The 19,707-nt window shown below is 52.0% G+C and carries 13 protein-coding genes and 4 pseudogenes; 11 read left to right on the plus strand and 6 right to left on the minus strand.

What is annotated here, in order from left to right:
* Positions 1 to 11: 11 nt before the first annotated feature.
* The 11 genes and pseudogenes from appC (at position 12) to HV037_RS18865 (ending at position 13,492) form a co-directional block, all read left to right on the plus strand.
* Entirely contained in the window at positions 12 to 1,556 is a 1,545-nt protein-coding gene (gene appC, locus HV037_RS18815; RefSeq protein ID WP_080859982.1) for a cytochrome bd-II oxidase subunit 1, read from the plus strand.
* Between the two features lie 11 nt (positions 1,557 to 1,567).
* Entirely contained in the window at positions 1,568 to 2,704 is a 1,137-nt protein-coding gene (gene appB, locus HV037_RS18820) for a cytochrome d ubiquinol oxidase subunit II (protein WP_103283514.1), read from the plus strand.
* A 13-nt stretch (positions 2,705 to 2,717) separates the two neighbouring features.
* The gene (cbdX, locus tag HV037_RS18825; RefSeq protein ID WP_016151902.1) at positions 2,718 to 2,807 is read left to right on the plus strand and encodes a cytochrome bd-II oxidase subunit CbdX; all 90 of its coding nucleotides are present in this window, start codon (positions 2,718 to 2,720) and stop codon (positions 2,805 to 2,807) included.
* 408 nt (positions 2,808 to 3,215) lie between these two features.
* Positions 3,216 to 4,610, plus strand: a pseudogene (locus HV037_RS18830) (integrase family protein).
* Positions 4,611 to 5,279: 669 nt separating this feature from the next.
* Positions 5,280 to 6,260: an IS5-like element ISKpn26 family transposase gene (locus HV037_RS18835; RefSeq protein ID WP_000019445.1), complete on the plus strand. Its 981-nt coding sequence runs from the start codon at positions 5,280 to 5,282 to the stop codon at positions 6,258 to 6,260.
* Complete coding sequence (locus HV037_RS24840) at positions 6,242 to 6,442, plus strand: hypothetical protein (RefSeq protein ID WP_308457824.1); 201 nt, start codon at positions 6,242 to 6,244, stop codon at positions 6,440 to 6,442. Before HV037_RS18835 ends, HV037_RS24840 begins: the two co-directional genes overlap by 19 nt.
* Positions 6,443 to 6,943: 501 nt before the next feature.
* Positions 6,944 to 7,867 (plus strand): aminoimidazole riboside kinase, encoded by a 924-nt coding sequence (locus HV037_RS18845; RefSeq protein ID WP_003029584.1) that lies wholly within the window; start codon positions 6,944 to 6,946, stop codon positions 7,865 to 7,867.
* 165 nt (positions 7,868 to 8,032) lie between these two features.
* Positions 8,033 to 9,550 (plus strand): carbohydrate porin, encoded by a 1,518-nt coding sequence (locus HV037_RS18850; protein WP_003029587.1) that lies wholly within the window; start codon positions 8,033 to 8,035, stop codon positions 9,548 to 9,550.
* 137 nt (positions 9,551 to 9,687) lie between these two features.
* Entirely contained in the window at positions 9,688 to 11,058 is a 1,371-nt protein-coding gene (locus HV037_RS18855) for a sucrose-specific PTS transporter subunit IIBC (protein ID WP_000345204.1), read from the plus strand.
* Positions 11,058 to 12,458, plus strand: a complete 1,401-nt coding sequence (locus HV037_RS18860; protein ID WP_003029589.1) for a sucrose-6-phosphate hydrolase — start codon at positions 11,058 to 11,060, stop codon at positions 12,456 to 12,458. Before HV037_RS18855 ends, HV037_RS18860 begins: the two co-directional genes overlap by 1 nt.
* A 29-nt stretch (positions 12,459 to 12,487) precedes the next feature.
* Positions 12,488 to 13,492 carry a LacI family DNA-binding transcriptional regulator gene (locus tag HV037_RS18865; RefSeq protein ID WP_003029591.1) on the plus strand — a complete coding sequence of 335 codons (1,005 nt, stop codon included), beginning with the start codon at positions 12,488 to 12,490 and terminating at the stop codon, positions 13,490 to 13,492.
* A gap of 174 nt (positions 13,493 to 13,666) precedes the next feature.
* Here HV037_RS18865 and HV037_RS24680 read toward each other — a convergent pair.
* The 6 genes and pseudogenes from HV037_RS24680 to HV037_RS18895 all read right to left on the minus strand — a co-directional run.
* Positions 13,667 to 13,845, minus strand: a pseudogene (locus HV037_RS24680) (DDE-type integrase/transposase/recombinase); the annotation flags it as partial.
* 80 nt (positions 13,846 to 13,925) lie between these two features.
* A complete protein-coding gene (gene ltrA, locus HV037_RS18875) occupies positions 13,926 to 15,434 on the minus strand; it encodes a group II intron reverse transcriptase/maturase (protein WP_001189123.1) in 1,509 nt (502 codons plus the stop codon).
* A 672-nt stretch (positions 15,435 to 16,106) separates the two neighbouring features.
* Positions 16,107 to 16,532, minus strand: a pseudogene (locus HV037_RS18880) (IS3 family transposase); the annotation flags it as partial.
* A 9-nt stretch (positions 16,533 to 16,541) separates the two neighbouring features.
* Positions 16,542 to 17,693 (minus strand): IS30-like element IS30 family transposase, encoded by a 1,152-nt coding sequence (locus HV037_RS18885; RefSeq protein WP_001254932.1) that lies wholly within the window; start codon positions 17,691 to 17,693, stop codon positions 16,542 to 16,544.
* 62 nt (positions 17,694 to 17,755) lie between these two features.
* Positions 17,756 to 18,091: pseudogene (locus tag HV037_RS18890) on the minus strand (molecular chaperone); the annotation flags it as partial.
* Positions 18,088 to 19,704 carry a fimbrial protein gene (locus HV037_RS18895; protein WP_103283508.1) on the minus strand — a complete coding sequence of 539 codons (1,617 nt, stop codon included), beginning with the start codon at positions 19,702 to 19,704 and terminating at the stop codon, positions 18,088 to 18,090. The pseudogene HV037_RS18890 and the gene HV037_RS18895, both read right to left, overlap by 4 nt.
* Positions 19,705 to 19,707 lie beyond the last annotated feature (3 nt).

The raw sequence follows: 19,707 nt of genomic DNA on the forward strand, positions 1-19,707 counted from the left end.
ATGGAGTTCGCATGTGGGACGTCATTGACTTATCGCGCTGGCAGTTTGCGCTGACCGCGCTGTACCATTTTCTGTTTGTTCCCCTGACGCTGGGGCTGATTTTTTTGCTGGCCATCATGGAAACCCTGTTCGTGGTGACGGGCAAAACAGTCTACCGCGACATGACGCGTTTCTGGGGAAAGTTATTCGGTATTAACTTTGCGCTCGGTGTGGCGACCGGCCTGACCATGGAGTTTCAGTTCGGGACTAACTGGTCGCTCTATTCCAACTATGTGGGCGATATTTTCGGTGCCCCGCTGGCGATGGAAGCCTTGATGGCTTTCTTTCTTGAATCCACATTCGTGGGTCTGTTCTTCTTCGGCTGGCAGCGCTTAAACAAGTACCAGCATTTACTGGTGACCTGGCTGGTAGCGTTTGGCTCCAATATCTCGGCCCTGTGGATCCTCAACGCCAACGGCTGGATGCAATATCCAACGGGCGCTCACTTTAATATTGATACCCTGCGCATGGAGATGAGCAGCTTTAGCGAGCTGGTTTTTAACCCCATCAGCCAGGTGAAATTTGTGCATACCGTGATGTCTGGTTATGTCACAGGCGCCATGTTTGTGATGTCCATTAGCGCCTGGTATCTGCTGCGTGGTCGCGCTCGCGAGTTCGCCCTGCGCTCCTTCGCGGTAGGTTCTGTCTTTGGCACACTGGCTATCCTCGGCACTCTGCAACTGGGAGATAGCTCAGCTTATGAGGTCGCCCAACGCCAGCCGGTAAAACTGGCGGCAATGGAAGGGGAATGGCAAACCGAACCGGCACCTGCGCCCTTTCATGTGATAGCCTGGCCGCAGCAGGAGCAAGAGCGTAACGCCTTTTCCGTGAAGATACCGGCCCTGCTGGGTATCCTGGCAACTCACTCTTTAGATACGCCAGTTCCGGGGCTGAAGAACCTGATGGCAGACGCGCTACCCCGCCTGCAGCGGGGCCGGGAAGCATGGTTGCTGATGCAGGAAATCGCCAAAGGTAACCGCACGCCTCAGCTACTGCACGCTTTTCACGCCGTGGAAAAAGATCTGGGTTACGGCATCCTGTTAGCAAACTACGCCCCTGACATGAACCATGTCACGCCAGCGCAATATCAGGCCGCACAACGCGGCGCTATTCCGCAAGTCGCCCCCGTGTTCTGGAGCTTTCGCATCATGATTGGATGCGGTTCCCTTCTGCTGCTGGTGATGGCGATTGCGCTGATACAGACCTTACGCTGGCGTATCGACCAGCATCGCTGGGTACTGCACATAACGCTGTGGAGCCTGCCACTACCGTGGATTGCCATTGAAGCAGGCTGGTTTATGACGGAGTTTGGCCGCCAGCCGTGGGCGATTCAGGATATTTTGCCGACCTGGTACGCCCACTCCGCGCTGAGCGCGGGCCAACTGGCCTTCTCCATGGGGCTAATCCTCACGCTTTACACCCTGTTTTTAATTGCCGAAGTCTACCTGATGCAAAAATACGCGCGTCTTGGTCCAGATGCGATGCAACGTCAACAACCGGCACAACAACAAGAATAAAGGAGAGCATCATGTTGGATTATGAAACGTTGCGGCTCATTTGGTGGCTGCTGATTGGCATTATTCTGGTGGCCTTTATGGTCACTGACGGGTTTGATATGGGGGTCGGCTGCCTGTTACCGCTGATCGCGCGCAACGATGATGAACGTCGGGTGTTAATCAATAGCGTAGGGGCGCACTGGGAAGGTAACCAGGTGTGGCTCATTCTGGCGGGCGGTGCATTATTCGCAGCCTGGCCACGCGTCTATGCTGCCGCATTTTCGGGGTTTTATGTGGCGATGATTCTGGTGCTGTGCGCCCTTTTCTTTCGTCCATTGGCCTTTGATTATCGCGGTAAAATAGCGAATGCACGCTGGCGCGCCATGTGGGACACCGGGTTGGTTATCGGCAGCCTGGTGCCACCGGTTATCTTCGGCGTCGCCTTCGGCAATCTGTTCCTGGGGGTGCCTTTTGTGTTCACACCACAATTACATGTGCAATACCTGGGCACTTTCTGGGAATTGCTCTCTCCTTTTGCCCTACTGTGCGGCGCATTAAGCCTGATGTTGGTCATTATGCAGGGGGGCGTTTGGCTCCAGTTGAAAACCGACGGCATTCTTCACCTGCGCGCGCTGTCTGCCACCCGACGCAGCGCGATGTTAGTGGTGCTCTGCTTCCTGTTAGCCGGGTACTGGCTGTGGACGGGGATCGACGGCTATGTGCTGCTTAGCCAGGATCCTAATGGTCCGTCCAACCCGCTATTAAAGGCAGTAACGACCGCACCGGGCGCGTGGATGGCGCACTTTGAAAATTCACCACTATTGTTGGTTATTCCGCTGTTGGGCATGATTTTTCCAATGCTCGCGATCTATGCCTGCGGGCAACGTCGGGCCGTGTGGGGATTTCTGTTTGCTTCATTGACCCAGACCTGCGTGATCTTCACCGCTGGAATCACCCTGTTTCCATTTGTGATGCCATCCAGCGCATATCCACTCTCTAGCCTGACGGTGTGGGACAGTACCTCCAGCCAGATGACGCTCAGTATCATGCTGGTTATCGTGCTGATTTTCCTACCGATAGTTCTGCTTTATACCTTGTGGAGTTATTACAAGATGCTGGGACGAATCAACGTAGAAACCATCCGCCGCCACAACCACGAACTTTATTAGGGAGGACTGTACGATGTGGTATCTGTTTTGGTTTGTCGGCATTCTGCTGATGTGCACGCTCTCCACGCTGGCGCTGGTCTGGCTTGAGTCACGGCAGAAATAGCCCTGCGCGTGCGTTACGCTTCCTGGCTCCCCTGTTTATTCAGGGAGTCTTTATTCGTTCACACAAAAGCAGCATGGCTGCACCCAACCCCTGGTTAGCACCAAGCTTATCTATAAACCGCAGAGTGGTGCTGCAATGGACGTGTTCGAAGAGCGGAAAGGAAATGAGAAGCTATAGAGTGCTAAACCAGTGCGCGAGACAAAAAGAAGGAGATTACATTGAAGATGTGGAGTTGTAACTGCTTGATTGAATGGTGCCGATAATAGGAGTCGAACCTACGACCTTCGCATTACGAATGCGAAGTTTTTATATTTTAACTGCTTGAACAACCATCAGAAATCACAAATTTATCATTTTAAATCATAATATTAAAACAAAAAACCTGTTGATGTAAATTGATGAGTGTTGATGTTTATCCTTTCAATTTACTTACACCAGCCGTTACATTACTGTAAACCGTAATCCCCAACAGGAACCCTAAAAATGGCGCTTTCAAGACAAAAACTAACCTTCGAACGAATTCGAAGATTTACTTTACCTGAAGGGAAAAACCAAGTTTTCCTTTGGGATACGGACGTAACAAGCTTGGCATGTCGAGCAACTCGTGGAGCAAAAGCCTTTGTATTCCAAAGCCTGTATGCGGGAAAAACCCTTCGCATGACCATTGGCAACATTAACGATTGGAGGATTGATGATGCGAGGGCCGAAGCCAGGCGACTGCAAACATTAATCGATACTGGGATAGATCCGCGTATAGCTAAGGCGGAAAAAATTGCTGAAGCGGAATCACAGCAGGCTGAATCTCGTAAAACGAAGGCAACCTTTTCAAGCGCTTGGGAAGATTATCTTGATGAATTGAGAACCGGAATCAGCGCAAAAACTAAACGCCCCTACTCTGCACGCTACATTGCCGATCACGTTAACTTGTCCAGTCGTGGAGGCGAAAGTAAAAAAAGAGGCCGGGGCCCAACCTCACCTGGGCCACTGGCTAGCCTGCTCGACCGACCATTATCAGAACTAACACCAGAGAACATTGCCGAATGGCTAAGTACAGAGAGACAAAATCGGCCTACCGTCACTGCTCATGCCTACCGTCTGTTGCGTGCATTCATCAAATGGGCTAATTACCAGAAAAAATATCAGGGAATAATCGATGGCGATCTTGCACAAGATCATAACGTGAGAAAAATGGTTCCAATATCAGCGAGCAAAGCGGGAGATTGCTTACAAAAAGAACAGCTCAAAAGCTGGTTCAGTGCCGTGCGTAGCCTCAATAATCCCATTGCATCAGCCTATCTCCAAGTGCTTTTGCTCACCGGTGCACGGCGTGAAGAAATTTCCTCACTTCGCTGGTCTGACATAGATTTCAAATGGTCAAGCATGAGAATTAAAGACAAGATCGAAGGCGAGCGAATTATCCCCCTCACTCCCTATGTTTCTGACTTGTTACGCTCACTGATGGAGATCCCCAATCGTGGTACAAACGAGGAGAATTGGGTTTTCAGAAGTAACAGCAAAAGTGGCAAAATTATTGAACCGCGTTCAGCACATAATAGAGCATTAACTCGCGCGGAGTTACCACATATCAGCTTGCACGGATTGCGCCGTAGTTTTGGGACCCTCGCTGAATGGGTCGAAGTACCAACAGGTATTGTTGCGCAGATTATGGGCCATAAGCCTAGCGCTCTTGCTGAAAAGCACTATCGCCGCCGTCCATTAGATTTGCTAAGAAAATGGCATGAAAAAGTTGAATTATGGATCTTAGAAGAAGCAAAAATAAAAAACAACGTTGATAAGCGTTGATTTTATCAAATATCAACAACTTACATAAAATCACATGTGTTGACAGAAATTTTTTTTCAGTTATCTTTTATTACTGCTAACTACATTCACTCACTAAGCAGGAGATTAACTACAGTGACTAACCCAATAACTGTATCAAGAGAAGACCGAAGTGCGGAAATCAGAGCGAGATGGGGTTTACATCCGACTAAAAACAAAAGTTCTAATTTTTGGGAAACAACAATTCAGCGTTTTAATAATAGTAGTACTGACCGAATACTACCTCTTTGGCACCGTGTTTCAAAACTTTTAGTTGCTATTAGGAATGTAGTCAATACTATAACATGCCTTTTTCCACCAAAGGGGAATACTTCCCGCTCACGCCGAAGTTCAACAACGTCATCAAAAAACTCATCATCATCTTCATCGGATGGTAGTAGTAGCGACCCCGATCCCGATAGAGACCCCATATTCACCCCTTTTCATTTCATTCTTTCATCTCTGTTAAAAACAATGATCGTCTTATTTGCCCACATATCAAATGTTGGGGTGATGAAATGAGCGATATCAAACATCAAAAACCCTCTCAGTCACAACTAATTTCTACCCGCGAGTTAGCTAAGGAAGGTGCGAACAAGTTCCTGATATGAGATCATCATATTCATCCGGAGCGCATCCCAGAGGGACATCATGAGCCATCAACTCACCTTCGCCGATAGTGAATTCAGCACTAAGCGCCGTCAGACCCGAAAAGAGATTTTCCTCTCCCGCATGGAGCAGATTCTGCCATGGCAGAATATGACCGCTGTCATCGAGCCGTTTTATCCCAAGGCGGGCAATGGCCGACGGCCCTATCCGCTGGAGACCATGCTGCGTATTCACTGCATGCAGCATTGGTACAACCTGAGCGACGGTGCCATGGAAGATGCCCTGTACGAAATCGCCTCCATGCGCCTGTTTGCCCGATTATCCCTGGATAGCGCCCTGCCGGATCGCACCACCATCATGAATTTCCGCCACCTGCTCGAGCAGCATCAACTGGCCCGTCAATTGTTCAAGACCATCAATCGCTGGCTGGCCGAAGCAGGCGTCATGATGACCCAAGGCACTTTGGTGGATGCCACCATCATTGAGGCACCCAGCTCTACCAAGAACAAAGAGCAGCAACGCGATCCGGAGATGCATCAGACCAAGAAAGGCAATCAGTGGCACTTTGGCATGAAGGCCCACATTGGTGTCGATGCCAAGAGTGGCCTGACCCACAGCCTGGTCACCACCGCGGCCAACGAGCATGACCTCAATCAGCTGGGTAATCTGCTTCATGGAGAGGAGCAATTTGTCTCAGCCGATGCCGGCTACCAAGGAGCGCCACAGCGCGAGGAGCTGGCCGAGGTGGATGTGGACTGGCTGATCGCCGAGCGTCCCGGCAAGGTAAAAACCTTGAAGCAGCATCCGCGCAAGAACAAAACGGCCATCAACATCGAATACATGAAAGCCAGCATCCGTGCCAGGGTGGAGCACCCGTTTCGCATCATCAAGCGGCAGTTCGGCTTCGTGAAAGCCAGATACAAGGGGCTGCTGAAAAACGATAACCAACTGGCGATGTTATTCACCCTGGCCAACCTGTTTCGGGTGGACCAAATGATACGTCAGTGGGAGAGATCTCAGTAAAAACCGGAAATAACGCCAGAAATGGTGGAAAAAATAGCCTAAATAGGCTGATTCGATGTGTTTGCGGGAAAAAAATCGGCCCAGATCCGCGAAATTTTAATCAGCGAGTCAGCTTGGGAAGAAATGACCTGCTTATTCGCACCTTCCCTTGCATATCGGCAGACTACATCAGAACCCGGTAACCTTGGATGCTGGGATAATGGCAGAGAAGAGGCACTTACTGTATCTACGGTAAAAAGCGGTTTTGTCGATGAAGTTTTAAAGGAAACCCTCCAGAAACGCTGATGAAATTGCGCAGTTTCGCTGGCCTGATGCGACAACAACTCGCCAGTAGAATGGGTATTTCTTACAAATACCTGCGCAGCATAGAAGCAAACCCATCCAGAGCGAGCATTACTACACTTAACCATTATGCCAAGAAGTGTGGTGTTAAAAGCCCTTTGATTTATCTGTAAATAAGATAAAACATGATAATTTCATCAAGTTGCATGGTAATTTATCCAGGATCCATTTGTGTCCAGGACGTAAGTCTTCACAGCTGTCGAATCAATTCTATTTCGTAAGGCGGCTCACGTTTTTATGCCCTGAGCAGTGCTTTTCCGGCTGGAACTTTCCCCCACTCATTCACTGTGATTTAATATGCTAAACCGGTTTAATTAAGTTTAGCCTTGGAGGGTTTTAGCATGAAAGCAAAAGTTTGGGTTCTGGGCGACGCAGTGGTGGACCTGCTACCGGAGAGTGAAGGGCGCTTGCTACAGTGCCCTGGAGGCGCGCCGGCTAACGTGGCGGTAGGGGTTGCCCGCCTTGGCGGCAACAGCGGATTTATCGGCCGCGTCGGCGGTGACCCGTTTGGCCGCTACATGCGTCATACCCTGCAACAGGAGCAGGTCGACGTCAGCCATATGTATCTTGACGATCATCACCGCACGTCCACTGTGGTGGTCGACCTTGATGACCAAGGTGAACGCACCTTTACCTTTATGGTACGCCCCAGCGCTGACCTGTTCCTGGCTGAAGAAGACCTGCCACAGTTTGCCGCCGGACAGTGGTTGCACATCTGCTCCATCGCGCTCAGCGCCGAGCCCAGCCGCAGTGCTACCTTCGCGGCTATGGAGAACATCAAACGTGCCGGTGGCCGGGTGAGCTTTGACCCTAATATCCGCCTGGATCTCTGGCAAGATCAGAACCTGTTGCACGCCTGTCTCGACCGCGCCCTGCGTCTGGCGAACGTGGTGAAACTGTCCGAAGAAGAGCTGATACTCATCAGCGGGAGTAATGATATCGCGCAGGGGATCGCCAGCATCACTGAGCGTTATCAGCCTGAATTACTGCTGGTGACTCAGGGTAAAGCGGGCGTCATCGCCGCATTCCAGCAGCAGTTTATCCATTTCAGCGCTAAACCGGTTGTCAGCGTGGATACCACCGGTGCGGGCGATGCGTTTGTCGCCGGACTGCTTGCCAGCCTTGCTGCCAACGGGATGCCGGCGGATATCAATGCCCTGGAGCCAACGCTCGCTCTGGCGCAAACCTGCGGTGCCCTGGCAACCCTGGCGAAAGGCGCGATGACTGCCCTGCCATACCAGCGCGATCTACACCGCCAGATTTGATCCTAAATACCGTCGTACGCGGTCCACTTTGTTGCATCCATCACACTTATTAAACCGGTTTAGCAAAATCAATTTCAAAATGTTAAATGTCGTGCTTAACATTGCAACTAAACCGGTTTAGTAAAAACACACAATTTTTTATTTTCCTTTTGGGATGCAATCAATATGTTCAGAAAAAGCACACTCGCGGTTCTTATCGCTTTGCTAACCGGCGCCGCCTCAGCCCATGCACAAACGGATCTCAGCAGTATCGAAGCCCGTTTAATTGCGCTGGAAAAACGCTTACAGGATGCCGAAAACAGAGCGCAAACGGCAGAAACCCGCGCAGAGTCGGCAGAGAAGAAAGTACAGCAGCTCACGACACAGCAACAAAAAACCCAGGACAGCACTCAGGAAGTGGCTCAGCGTACCGCCAAACTGGAGAAAAAAGCCGATGAGAAAAGCGGGTTTGAGTTCCACGGCTACGCCCGCTCCGGCGTGATAATGAATGACTCCGGCGCCAGCACCAAATCCGGAGCCTACATGACGCCAGCAGGGGAAACCGGTGGGGCTATTGGCCGCCTGGGAAACCAGGCCGATACCTATGTTGAAATGAATCTTGAACATAAGCAGACCCTGGATAACGGGGCAACGACCCGCTTCAAAGTCATGGTCGCCGACGGTCAAACCACTTATAACGACTGGACGGCGAGCACCAGTGATTTGAACGTGCGTCAGGCCTTTGTTGAACTGGGCAACTTGCCCACCTTCGACGGGCCGTTTAAAGGCTCCACCCTGTGGGCCGGGAAACGCTTTGACCGGGATAACTTTGACATTCACTGGATCGACTCGGATGTCGTGTTCCTCGCCGGTACCGGCGGCGGTATTTACGATGTCAGGTGGAACGACAGCGTTCGCAGCAACTTCTCTCTTTACGGGCGTAACTTCGGCGATATTGCTGATACCAGCAACAGTGTGCAGAACTACATCGTCAGCATGAACAATTTCATCGGGCCGGTGCAGATGATGGTCAGCGGGATGCGGGCAAAAGACAACGACGAACGCCAGGATACCAACGGTAATCCGGTCAAAGGCGATGCGGCAAATACCGGTGTACATGCGCTGCTCGGGTTGCACAACGACAGTTTTTACGGCCTGCGTGAAGGTGCCAGCAAAACCGCCCTGCTCTACGGTCACGGACTGGGTGCCGAAGTTAAAGGTGTCGGCTCTGACGGCGCGTTACGCTCGGGGGCTAACACCTGGCGCTTCGCCAGCTACGGCACCACGCCACTGAGCAAGAACTGGTTTATCGCCCCGGCGATACTGGCACAAACCAGTAAAGACCGTTATGTCGATGGCGACAGCTACCAGTGGGCAACCCTCAACATGCGTCTGATCCAGGAGATCAATCAAAACTTCGCCCTCGCTTATGAAGGCAGTTACCAGTATATGGATCTCAAACCTGAAGGTTATAACGATCGCCATGCGGTAAACGGCAGCTTCTACAAGCTCACCTTCGCCCCGACCTTTAAGGTTGGCGACATCGGCGATTTCTTCAGCCGTCCTGAAATCCGTCTTTACACCTCGTGGATGGACTGGAGCAAAAAACTCAATAATTACGCCAGCGATGACGCGCTGGGCAGCAGTGGTTTTAAATCGGGCGGCGAATGGTCGTTCGGGATGCAGATGGAAACCTGGTTTTGATGGTTAACACCTGGCGACAGTAACCGCCGGGGCGACAAAATACGTTTCGTCGCCCCGGACACAATAACAACGAAGAGAATGCGCTCCGGCTACCACGGGACGACAACTCGAAAATCAATACGCATTCAGAGGGTACTATGGATTTTGAACAGATTTCCCGCTCGCTACTTCCGCTTCTGGGAGGCAAGGAAAATATCGCCAGCGCCGCGCACTGTGCCACACGCCTGCGCCTGGTGCTGGTCGATGACTCACTGGCCGATCAGCAGGCCATCGGCAAAATTGATGGGGTGAAGGGCTGTTTCCGTAACGCCGGACAGATGCAGATTATCTTCGGCACCGGGGTGGTGAACAAAGTCTACGCCGCCTTTATCCAGGCGGCAGGGATTGGCGAATCCAGCAAATCGGAAGCTGCCGACATTGCGGCGAAAAAACTGAATCCTTTCCAGCGCATTGCCCGCCTGTTGTCGAACATCTTTGTGCCGATCATCCCGGCTATCGTCGCCTCCGGCCTGTTGATGGGCCTTCTGGGGATGGTTAAAACGTACGGCTGGGTCGACCCGGGTAACGCCATCTACATCATGCTGGATATGTGCAGCTCAGCGGCGTTTATTATTCTGCCGATCCTGATTGGCTTCACCGCCGCCCGCGAGTTCGGTGGTAATCCTTATCTTGGCGCGACGCTTGGCGGCATCCTGACTCACCCGGCGCTCACCAACGCCTGGGGTGTGGCCGCCGGTTTCCACACCATGAACTTCTTCGGCCTTGAGATTGCCATGATCGGCTATCAGGGCACGGTGTTCCCGGTGCTGCTGGCGGTGTGGTTTATGAGCATCGTTGAGAAACAGCTGCGTCGCGTGATCCCCGATGCACTGGATCTGATCCTGACGCCGTTCCTGACGGTGATCATTTCCGGTTTTATCGCCCTGCTGATTATCGGCCCGGCTGGTCGCGCGCTTGGCGACGGTATTTCGTTTGTCCTTAGCACCCTGATTACCCACGCCGGTTGGCTGGCCGGACTGCTGTTTGGCGGTCTCTATTCGGTTATCGTCATTACCGGTATTCACCACAGCTTCCACGCCATCGAAGCGGGACTGCTGGGCAACCCATCCATCGGCGTCAACTTCCTGCTGCCGATTTGGGCGATGGCCAACGTCGCTCAGGGCGGTGCTTGTCTGGCGGTGTGGTTCAAAACGAAAGATGCCAAAATCAAAGCCATTACCCTGCCCTCGGCGTTTTCTGCCATGCTCGGCATCACCGAAGCGGCGATTTTTGGTATTAACTTACGCTTTGTAAAACCGTTTATCGCAGCCCTGATTGGCGGCGCGGTGGGCGGCGCGTGGGTGGTATCCATGCATGTTTACATGACCGCGGTGGGCCTGACGGCTATCCCTGGCATGGCTATCGTGCAGGCCAGCTCGCTGCTGAACTACATTATCGGGATGGTTATCGCCTTTGGCGTCGCCTTTGTCGTCTCCCTGGTACTGAAATACAAAACGGACGCTGAATAATGTCACATCCATCACGCCTGCCTGCGATTTTGCAGGCTGTTATGCAGGGCCAGCCGCGCGCGCTGGCCGACAGCCACTATCCCCGCTGGCACCATGCGCCGGTGACCGGGCTGATGAACGATCCCAACGGCTTTATTGAATTTGCCGGACGTTATCACCTGTTTTATCAGTGGAACCCGCTCGCCTGCGATCATAAGTTCAAGTGCTGGGGGCACTGGAGCTCTGCCGACCTGCTGCACTGGCAACATGAGCCGATCGCGCTCATGCCGGATGAAGAGTATGACCGCAACGGCTGCTACTCCGGAAGCGCCGTGGATAGTCAGGGCACGCTCACCCTGTGCTATACCGGCAACGTAAAATTTGACGACGGCAGCCGAACCGCGTGGCAGTGCCTGGCGACGGAAAATGCCGACGGCACGTTTACCAAACTCGGCCCGGTATTACCGCTGCCGGAGGGCTATACCGGCCACGTGCGTGACCCGAAAGTCTGGCAGCACGAAGGTCGCTGGTACATGGTGCTGGGCGCACAGGATTTGCAAAAGCGTGGCAAGGTGTTGTTATTCAGCTCAGCGGACCTTCATGAGTGGACGAGTCAGGGCGAAATCGCCGGTTATGGCATCAATGGCCTGGACGACGCGGGCTATATGTGGGAATGCCCGGACCTGTTTGCCCTCGGCGACCAGCATGTCCTGATTTGCTGCCCGCAGGGCGTGCCTCGTGAGAAAGAGCGCTATCTCAACACCTACCCGGCAGTGTGGATGAGCGGCGATTTCGACTACCACCGCGCGGCCTTCGAGCATGGCGAACTGCACGAATTGGACGCAGGGTTTGAGTTCTACGCCCCGCAAACCATGCTTACCAGTGATGGCCGCCGTCTGCTGGTCGGCTGGATGGGCGTGCCGGAGGGCGAAGAGATGCTTCAACCGACCCTCACCAACGGCTGGATCCATCAGATGACCTGCCTGCGTGAGCTGGAGTTTATCGATGGTCAGCTATACCAACGTCCTCTACGAGAGCTGAGCGCCCTGCGCGGCGAAGCGCACGGCTGGGCAGGGAACTCCCTGCCGCTGGCACCGATGGAAATCGTTCTACAAACCACTGGGGACGATATTTTGAGCCTCGATTTTGACGGCGCATTAATCCTTGAACGCGATGCCAGCGGGATCCGCCTGGCCCGACCCAGTCTGGCCAGCGACGAGAAGCATTATCGTTACTGGCGCGGAGACGTCCGCTCGCTGCATATTTTCATCGACCAGTCTAGCGTGGAGATTTTCATCAACGGCGGCGAAGGAGTGATGAGCTGCCGCTACTTCCCGGCCTGTTCAGGGCAGCTAATGTTCTCTGGCATCACACCGGACGCATTCTGCTACTGGCCGCTGCGAACTTGCATGGTAGAATAAGCGTTTTGCCTCAAGCTCATGGCGTCGTAATGAAAACTAAACGCGTAACCATTAAAGATATCGCCGAACAGGCTGGCGTCTCAAAAGCGACCGCCAGCCTAGTACTGAACGGTCGTGGTAAGGAGCTGCGTGTGGCGCAGGAAACGCGTGAGCGAGTACTGGCGATTGCCCGTGAGCAGCACTATCAGCCAAGCATTCACGCCCGCTCGCTGCGCGACAACCGCAGCCACACCATCGGACTGGTGGTGCCGGAGATCACCAACCACGGCTTTGCGGTCTTTTCACATGAGCTGGAAATGCTGTGCCGCGAAGCAGGCGTCCAGCTATTGATCTCTTGTACTGATGAAAACCCCGGTCAGGAGAGCGTGGTGGTCAATAACATGATTTCCCGCCAGGTTGACGGTCTGATCGTCGCTTCATGTATGCACAACGATGCCGACTATCTTAAGCTCAGCCAACAACTGCCAGTAGTGCTGTTTGACCGTTGTCCTAATGAAAGCCTGCTGCCGCTGGTGATGACTGATTCGATTACCCCAACGGCGGAACTGATTTCCCGCATTGCACCTAAGCATAGCGATGAGTTCTGGTTTTTAGGCGGTCAGTCGCGTCTGTCGCCTTCACGCGATCGTCTGACCGGCTTCACGCAGGGTTTGGCTCAGGCGGGTATTGCACTGCGCCCGGAATGGGTGATTAACGGTAACTACCACCCGAGCTCAGGCTATGAGATGTTCGCCGCACTCTGCGCGCGACTTGGGCGGCCGCCTAAGGCGCTGTTCACTGCCGCCTGTGGACTGCTCGAAGGGGTACTGCGCTATATGAGCCAGCACCATTTACTCGACTCAGATATCCATCTGACGAGCTTTGACGATCACTATCTTTATGATTCGCTGTCGCTGCGTATCGATACCGTACAGCAGGATAACCGCCAGTTGGCCTGGCACTGCTATGATCTGATAAGCCAATTGATCGAGGGCGATACGCCCGAAACGCTACAACGCTACCTGCCCGCAACGCTGCAGTTTAGGCATCAGTAATAACTGAGCATTTTTGAATACCCTACAGAGGTGAAATCTGGTGCGAATCCAACAATCAAAAATCAATATTTGTAGTGATGTGATGCGGAAAGGTCTTCACTGCATCAGTAATCACACCAATCGGGTTAAACGGCAAACTGAGTGGTGGTAAAGACTGACACCGGCATTATTACTGTCACTGTGGAACATCACTCCGGCGGGTTTACCGCAAGCTTCCCACGCAATTTCCAGCGCTTTGATGTCAGCTTGCTGTCCGGTGAGAATGACATTGCCCAACCCTCAGGTTTCCTTGCGAACAGATCGAGAACAACAGCAAGGTAAGCCCAACGCTTGCCTGTCCAGAGTAGAGTAAGAGGCAGGGCGTAGTCGGACTATTTCCCTGCCTCTCCTCCCCGAACCGGACGTGCACCTTTCAGCGCATCCGGCTCTCCATTTAAATGCTGGCGAACGCCATTGCCACTTCTGTAAAGCGCGATGTATACGTGTTTCTGGTCTCCGTCCTCAGATAGGGATTACCTTCGGGTAGCCGCCAGCGGAACAGCTTCTTGCCTTGCCCCACCAACCGGTACAGTATTTCGCCGCTGAGCTTGCCGTGATTGGTTTTACCAAATAAAACCCACGTTTTGCTCTGACCCGGTTTCGGTGATTTACACCACCACCTCATCAGGGAAGCGATACCTGTACGGTATTTGCGGGCCAGCCAGTGAGCCAGCTTCCAGAACACGACACGGTCGATATAACTGAAGACTTTGGCCTTAAAATCAACGAACTGATAGAACATGGCCCAGCCTTTCAGTTTTCGGTTGAGTTGTTCAGCCATATCGACTTTGCTTTCACTGTAGTTGCCTGATAACAGTGCTGTCAGCGATGCGGCGAAGTTTCTGGCTTTCTCCTGCGGGATCGTTGAGACCACTCGCATCTCGCCATAACGACTGCGTTTGCGAATGATCCTGTGCCCCAGAAAGATAAAGCCGTCATTAACATGGGTGATTTTAGTCTTATCCATGTTCAGCCTGAGTTTCAGACTGCCTTCGAGCACACCCCGACACTCCTCCCTGATGGCTTCCGCCTGTGCTTTGGTGCCTTTGACGATGAGGACAAAATCATCGGCATAGCGGCAGTACGCCACCGCGGGTTTCCACTGCCAGTTTTCTCTGACCGCCGTACTTCGGCCCCGTTGGATACTGTTATTCCAGTACCACCGATCTTTTCTGGCTTTCCCGCTCAGGTAGCGCTCATGCAGGTATTGATCGAACTCATTCAGCATGATGTTCGATAATAGCGGCGATATAACACCGCCCTGTGGCACACCTTCACTGGCCGCCCGAAAGAGACCGACATCGATATGTCCCGCCTTGATGGTTTTCCACAGCAGAGTCATGAAACGTGCGTCACTGATCCTGCGGCGTACAGCCTTCATCAGCAGTCGATGATGTACGGTGTCGAAGTAACTGGACAGGTCGCCTTCAATCACCCAGCGTCCCCGGGTTTCACCACAGTCTGTGAGCTGTAATTTCACCGTGCGGATCGCGTGGTGGACACTGCGCTCAGGCCGGAAGCCATATGAGAGCGTATGAAAATCACTCTCCCATATCGGCTCCATCGCCATCAGCATGGCCCGCTGAACAATACGATCCCGCAACGCGGGGATACCCAGTGGTCGCAGTTTGCCGTTGCTTTTAGGGATGTAAACCCGTCTGGCGGGCAAGGGCTGGTAGTGGCCTGAGAGTAATTCATCCCTGAGGATTTGCAGCTCAACAGCCAGTCTGGCCTGTAGCATTGTTTTGTTCACGCCATCAACGCCGGGGGTATGGGCCCCCTTTGATGAAAGCGTGATCCGCGCCGCTTCAGCCAGCCATTCTGGTTGTGTTATCAGACGCAGCAGCCGTTGAATCCGTAGGGACGGATCGGTGACTGCCCATGTGGCAAGCTTGCGTTGCATTTCGCTGATTATCAAAGGTCTTCACCTCGTTAGGTCAGTTAATTCACGTCGCAAACACATTCAAACTGCTTCCCTTCGCCATGTAATGGGCTTTCCCCATCGCGGACTACTACGGAAGCTCCGCCAGCCAGCGCGTCATCGGAGCCATGCCCCCTTAACATCCGTCGCTGACCTTCCCCGGTTTACCTGCCTGGACTCAGGCATACTGAGGAGGCTGCCCGTCGCACTCTTTATCCTTGCTTGCCGCAAGTTGGCAGAGGTCAGCAACGCAAGCGTGATAGACGCTGCTGCCCCGGTGTTTCGCATACATGTCAAAACACCTTCGACCGGCAGTGCTTACGTATCACTGCCAGTTCCTCCTGCACGGCCTGTCAGATCACGTAGGCCGTGGTGACGTTTTCAACCCACAGAGGCGGATTAACGGGTTCATGTTCTTCAGCCTTTCAGTACTTAACCTTGAGGATCATCTCGGCTTAGTGATCTCGCCTCAATCCCCGTTGTCAGCGGGTTACATCACCCTGCGGGCATGCCGCAGGTCACTGCCGCTCAGGTTCTCCACCGTCACACCCGGTGGGATTGTTGGGTTTCTCATCGTGAGTTACCGGTTCAATATTCCAGACAGACTCGCGGTTCATTTAAGCATCCATGCCCGCCCTGAACTCCGGGCACACTATAGGTCACATCACCGCACCACACCTGATTTGGCTCGGTCACGGCGAACTGCCGTTCAAGGTAGTTAGGGATAGCAACATGTTCATGACCACCACGTTTATACCGGTGAGTCGGCTGCTGACAGCTGACCAGCCCCAGCTCTTTCATGAGCCTGCCAGCAAGCCAGCGTCCCATCTGGTAGCCTCTCCGGGTTGCCATTGTGGCAATGCTTCTTCCTCCGGCCGAACCGTGGCTGATGCCATGTAGCTCAAGTACCTGACTGCGTAATACAGCCCGTCTGCCGTCTGGTTTTTCAGGACGGTTTTTCCAGTATCTGTAGCTGCTGCGATGAACCCCGAACACATGGCAGAGTGTGGCCACAGGATAATGCGCTCTGAGTTTCCCGATTATCGAGAACTGTTCAGGGAGTCTGACATCAAGAGCGCGGTTGTAGATTCAATCTGTCAATGCAACACCCCTTTCAATTATCTCTTTCGGTGTTTTGAACTTCAGTGTCTTTCTCGGTCTGTTGTTTAGCTGAGCAGCAACCAGATCTAGTTCATGTTGAGTATATTGGGCAAGACATGTCTTTTTAGGAAAGTACTGCCGAATTAGCCCATTTGTGTTCTCATTTGTTCCCCGCTGCCAAGGACTCTGAGGATCGCAGAAGTAAACTTTAACGCCGGTGCTGACAGTAAATTCTAGATGTCTGGCCAGTTCCATTCCTCTGTCCCATGTCAGTGATTTTCTGAGTTCTGACGGTAAACTCAGGAATTTGTCGGTAAGAGCCTGATTTACTGAGACAGAATCTTTGCCCCTGAGTCTAAGGATGATCGTATAACGTGATTTTCGGTCTACAAGTGTGGCTATATGAGAGTTTTTTGTACCTGAGACTAAATCGCCCTCCCAATGCCCCAGAGAGCGTCTGTTATCGATATTTCGGGAACGTTCGTGAATTGGTGTTCCGTTCACTATGTTAATCGTACCTCTTTCGCCTTTGCGGGTATGACGCCTGCCATGGCGAAGGCTATGCGACCGTCGCAGATGCTGTATATTCAGGTGGTGTAGCGCTTCACGGCTACGAAAGTACAGCGTTTTATAAATTGTCTCAGGTGATATTCGCAGCGTTTTTTGACGTGGTTTTGTTCGCCTTAACCATCCTGATATTTGCTCTGGAGACCATTTCATCTCCAGCTTTTCCAGAACAAGCTTTCGCAATGGTAAATTTTGATCCAGTAAGCACGGTTTTGGCCTTTTCGCCATTCTGTTGGCTCGGTTATTAGCATCAACAGCTTTGTAATAGCGTCTGCCCCGATTACGCTGAACTTCACGTGAGATCGTCGAAGGACTGCGATTCAGCGCAGTAGCTATCGCACGAATGCTCATTTTGGCTGACAAACCAGCTCGTATCTCCTCGCGCTCAGACAGTGTCAGGTGAGCTACAGCCCGCTTACGCTCATGGGGTTTTATGCCGCCAGTATCCCTTAACATAGTGAAGATCGTTCCGGGTTTTGAACCCAGGATATTCGCTATTTCACTGAAGCCTGTTCCGTTCTTCCATAGTTCAAAAACAGAGGCTTTTTCCTCTGCTGTAAATGTTCGTCTCATTCAAAAAACCTCCGCAACCCCATGTTTTCACATAACTGTTGCGTTGACCAATTGAATCTACAATAGCGTTCTTTATCATCCTGCGGTCCACGGTAGAAAATCTTAAAAAACTCACTCGCCTGCGGAGCCAGTGAAAAATTCAGTGGCGTAAACAAAAGTTCGCCTTCAGCAATGGCACTTCTGTTTTCACCTCCCGGTCCCGGCTTATCAATTTTTACTGCGCCAATACTGTACAAATTCTGTTTCTGGCTATCGTTATAGATCCGTTTGCTGATAAATGATTTATCCGATGGCATCTCATAAATGGTCGACTCCAGGTAGACAGCCTGTGCGGAGAATACAGTCAGCCCGGAAAGTAATATAAATACCCATCTAAGCACCAAACGGCAGCGGTTCATGGCGTCACTCCCACCCAATTCGCCGTGACTTTTATCTCTCCACTGGCACTGACGACACCTTCCCAATCTGTACCGGAAACAGTTAACATCGAACGTGAATCATTCATTGGGAAAAGCAATTTCAAATCAGTAGCATAATAGCTTCCATCATCATTGTTATTTGCGTCCCAGGGCGTCTGTCGCCACTGCGCATCGCTCATATTAATTGCTGCTTCACTACAGCTATTTCGTTTCTGTACCACGCCCCCCGACTGACTGTTGTACTGCAGAAAGGCAGGGATTGGGACTGACAGCCCGCCTTGAGGGGAGGTAAACAGACAGTAAGGCACACTGTTTATCGTCGTACTTTCCCCGATAACTTGCGCGGTAATGCTATCAGCCTGACGAGGACCGGAGACTGTCACGGTGTAATCCATTTCTATAGGAGCGGCGTCGCCAATCGTGCCACTGCCGCTCGCAGAAGCGGTGTTATCTGAAGAGACGATACTGATCCCATACTCCTTCGGCACAATATTGAGCTGTAGCGAAGGCGTAAACTGGTAGTGCCCTGACTCTGGTGTTAAGCCATTATAAAAACCGAAGGTAAACGGTTGACTGTTAGTAATGCTGATTCCTGAATCGACGAGATTTTTCAGGAATGCTTTTGACAGAAAAATATATATGTACTCTCCAGAGGTCGTGAAAACGTTGTAATAAGCAGTTGAAGTACCATAGTTATACCAGTTTGAACCATTCCCGGAGTATCTCACGGTGGCCGGTCCAGGCGTAAAACCAAGCATCGCCGTGTCGACATAAGCGCGAAACGTCAGGGAGGCGGTCAGATTGGCGGTTTGTTGCAGGTTATAACTCACCATTTTGCAAATCACGCCGTCAGCACCGCCCACCACGCCAAGCTCACAATAACCAGAGTCTTTGGTGATGCTCGGCGTACCATCGCTGGCAACCCAAAGTTCCTGAAATGCATTAGTCGATACCAGTGACAGATGACCGCGTTTGGTTAACGTATAATTGACGTAATTCCATAATCCTGTTGATTGATCTTTGCAGCGTTGCCCGGAAGAATAATCATAATTCACGGAAGTATAACAACGGTTGAACACATAGGTTTCGCTGCTACCGGTAGGCACATTGCGAAAGTACTCATAGGCAGTATCCGTCAGGGAAGCGAATCCGTAGGCGCCACCAATAACGCCAGCGACAGATCCTACCTGCGCATGATAAAAACCGTTATTGTCAGTGCCTTGCCCGGCGATAAACCCAGTTGATGGACACTGGCTGCCGCTATAACAACGGATCCCCCGAAAAGGGCCGTTAATCGGGGAATTATCAATCCACATGTCCTGATAATAATTTCCTGGCGCAGTCCAGCCGACAAAACCTAAATACCCGAGACTCACCTGAGAAGTACCGTATTTTATCCACGTGTTTGACCCGCTGAAACGCGGATCGAGTGCCGAGGGGGTAATAAAGTATTCACTATCAATGGCATTTTCAATAAACAAATAGTTATTACTGACTGAGCCCGAAGATATTGCATTCAAAGCCAACGCAGGCGCAGGCGCAAAACTCCCCACAGCACAGATTACAGTAGCTAATTTAATTAATACTTTCATTTT

Origin of the sequence: Citrobacter sp. RHBSTW-00017, from assembly GCF_013797615.1 — a bacterium.
Classification (GTDB): domain Bacteria; phylum Pseudomonadota; class Gammaproteobacteria; order Enterobacterales; family Enterobacteriaceae; genus Citrobacter; species Citrobacter braakii.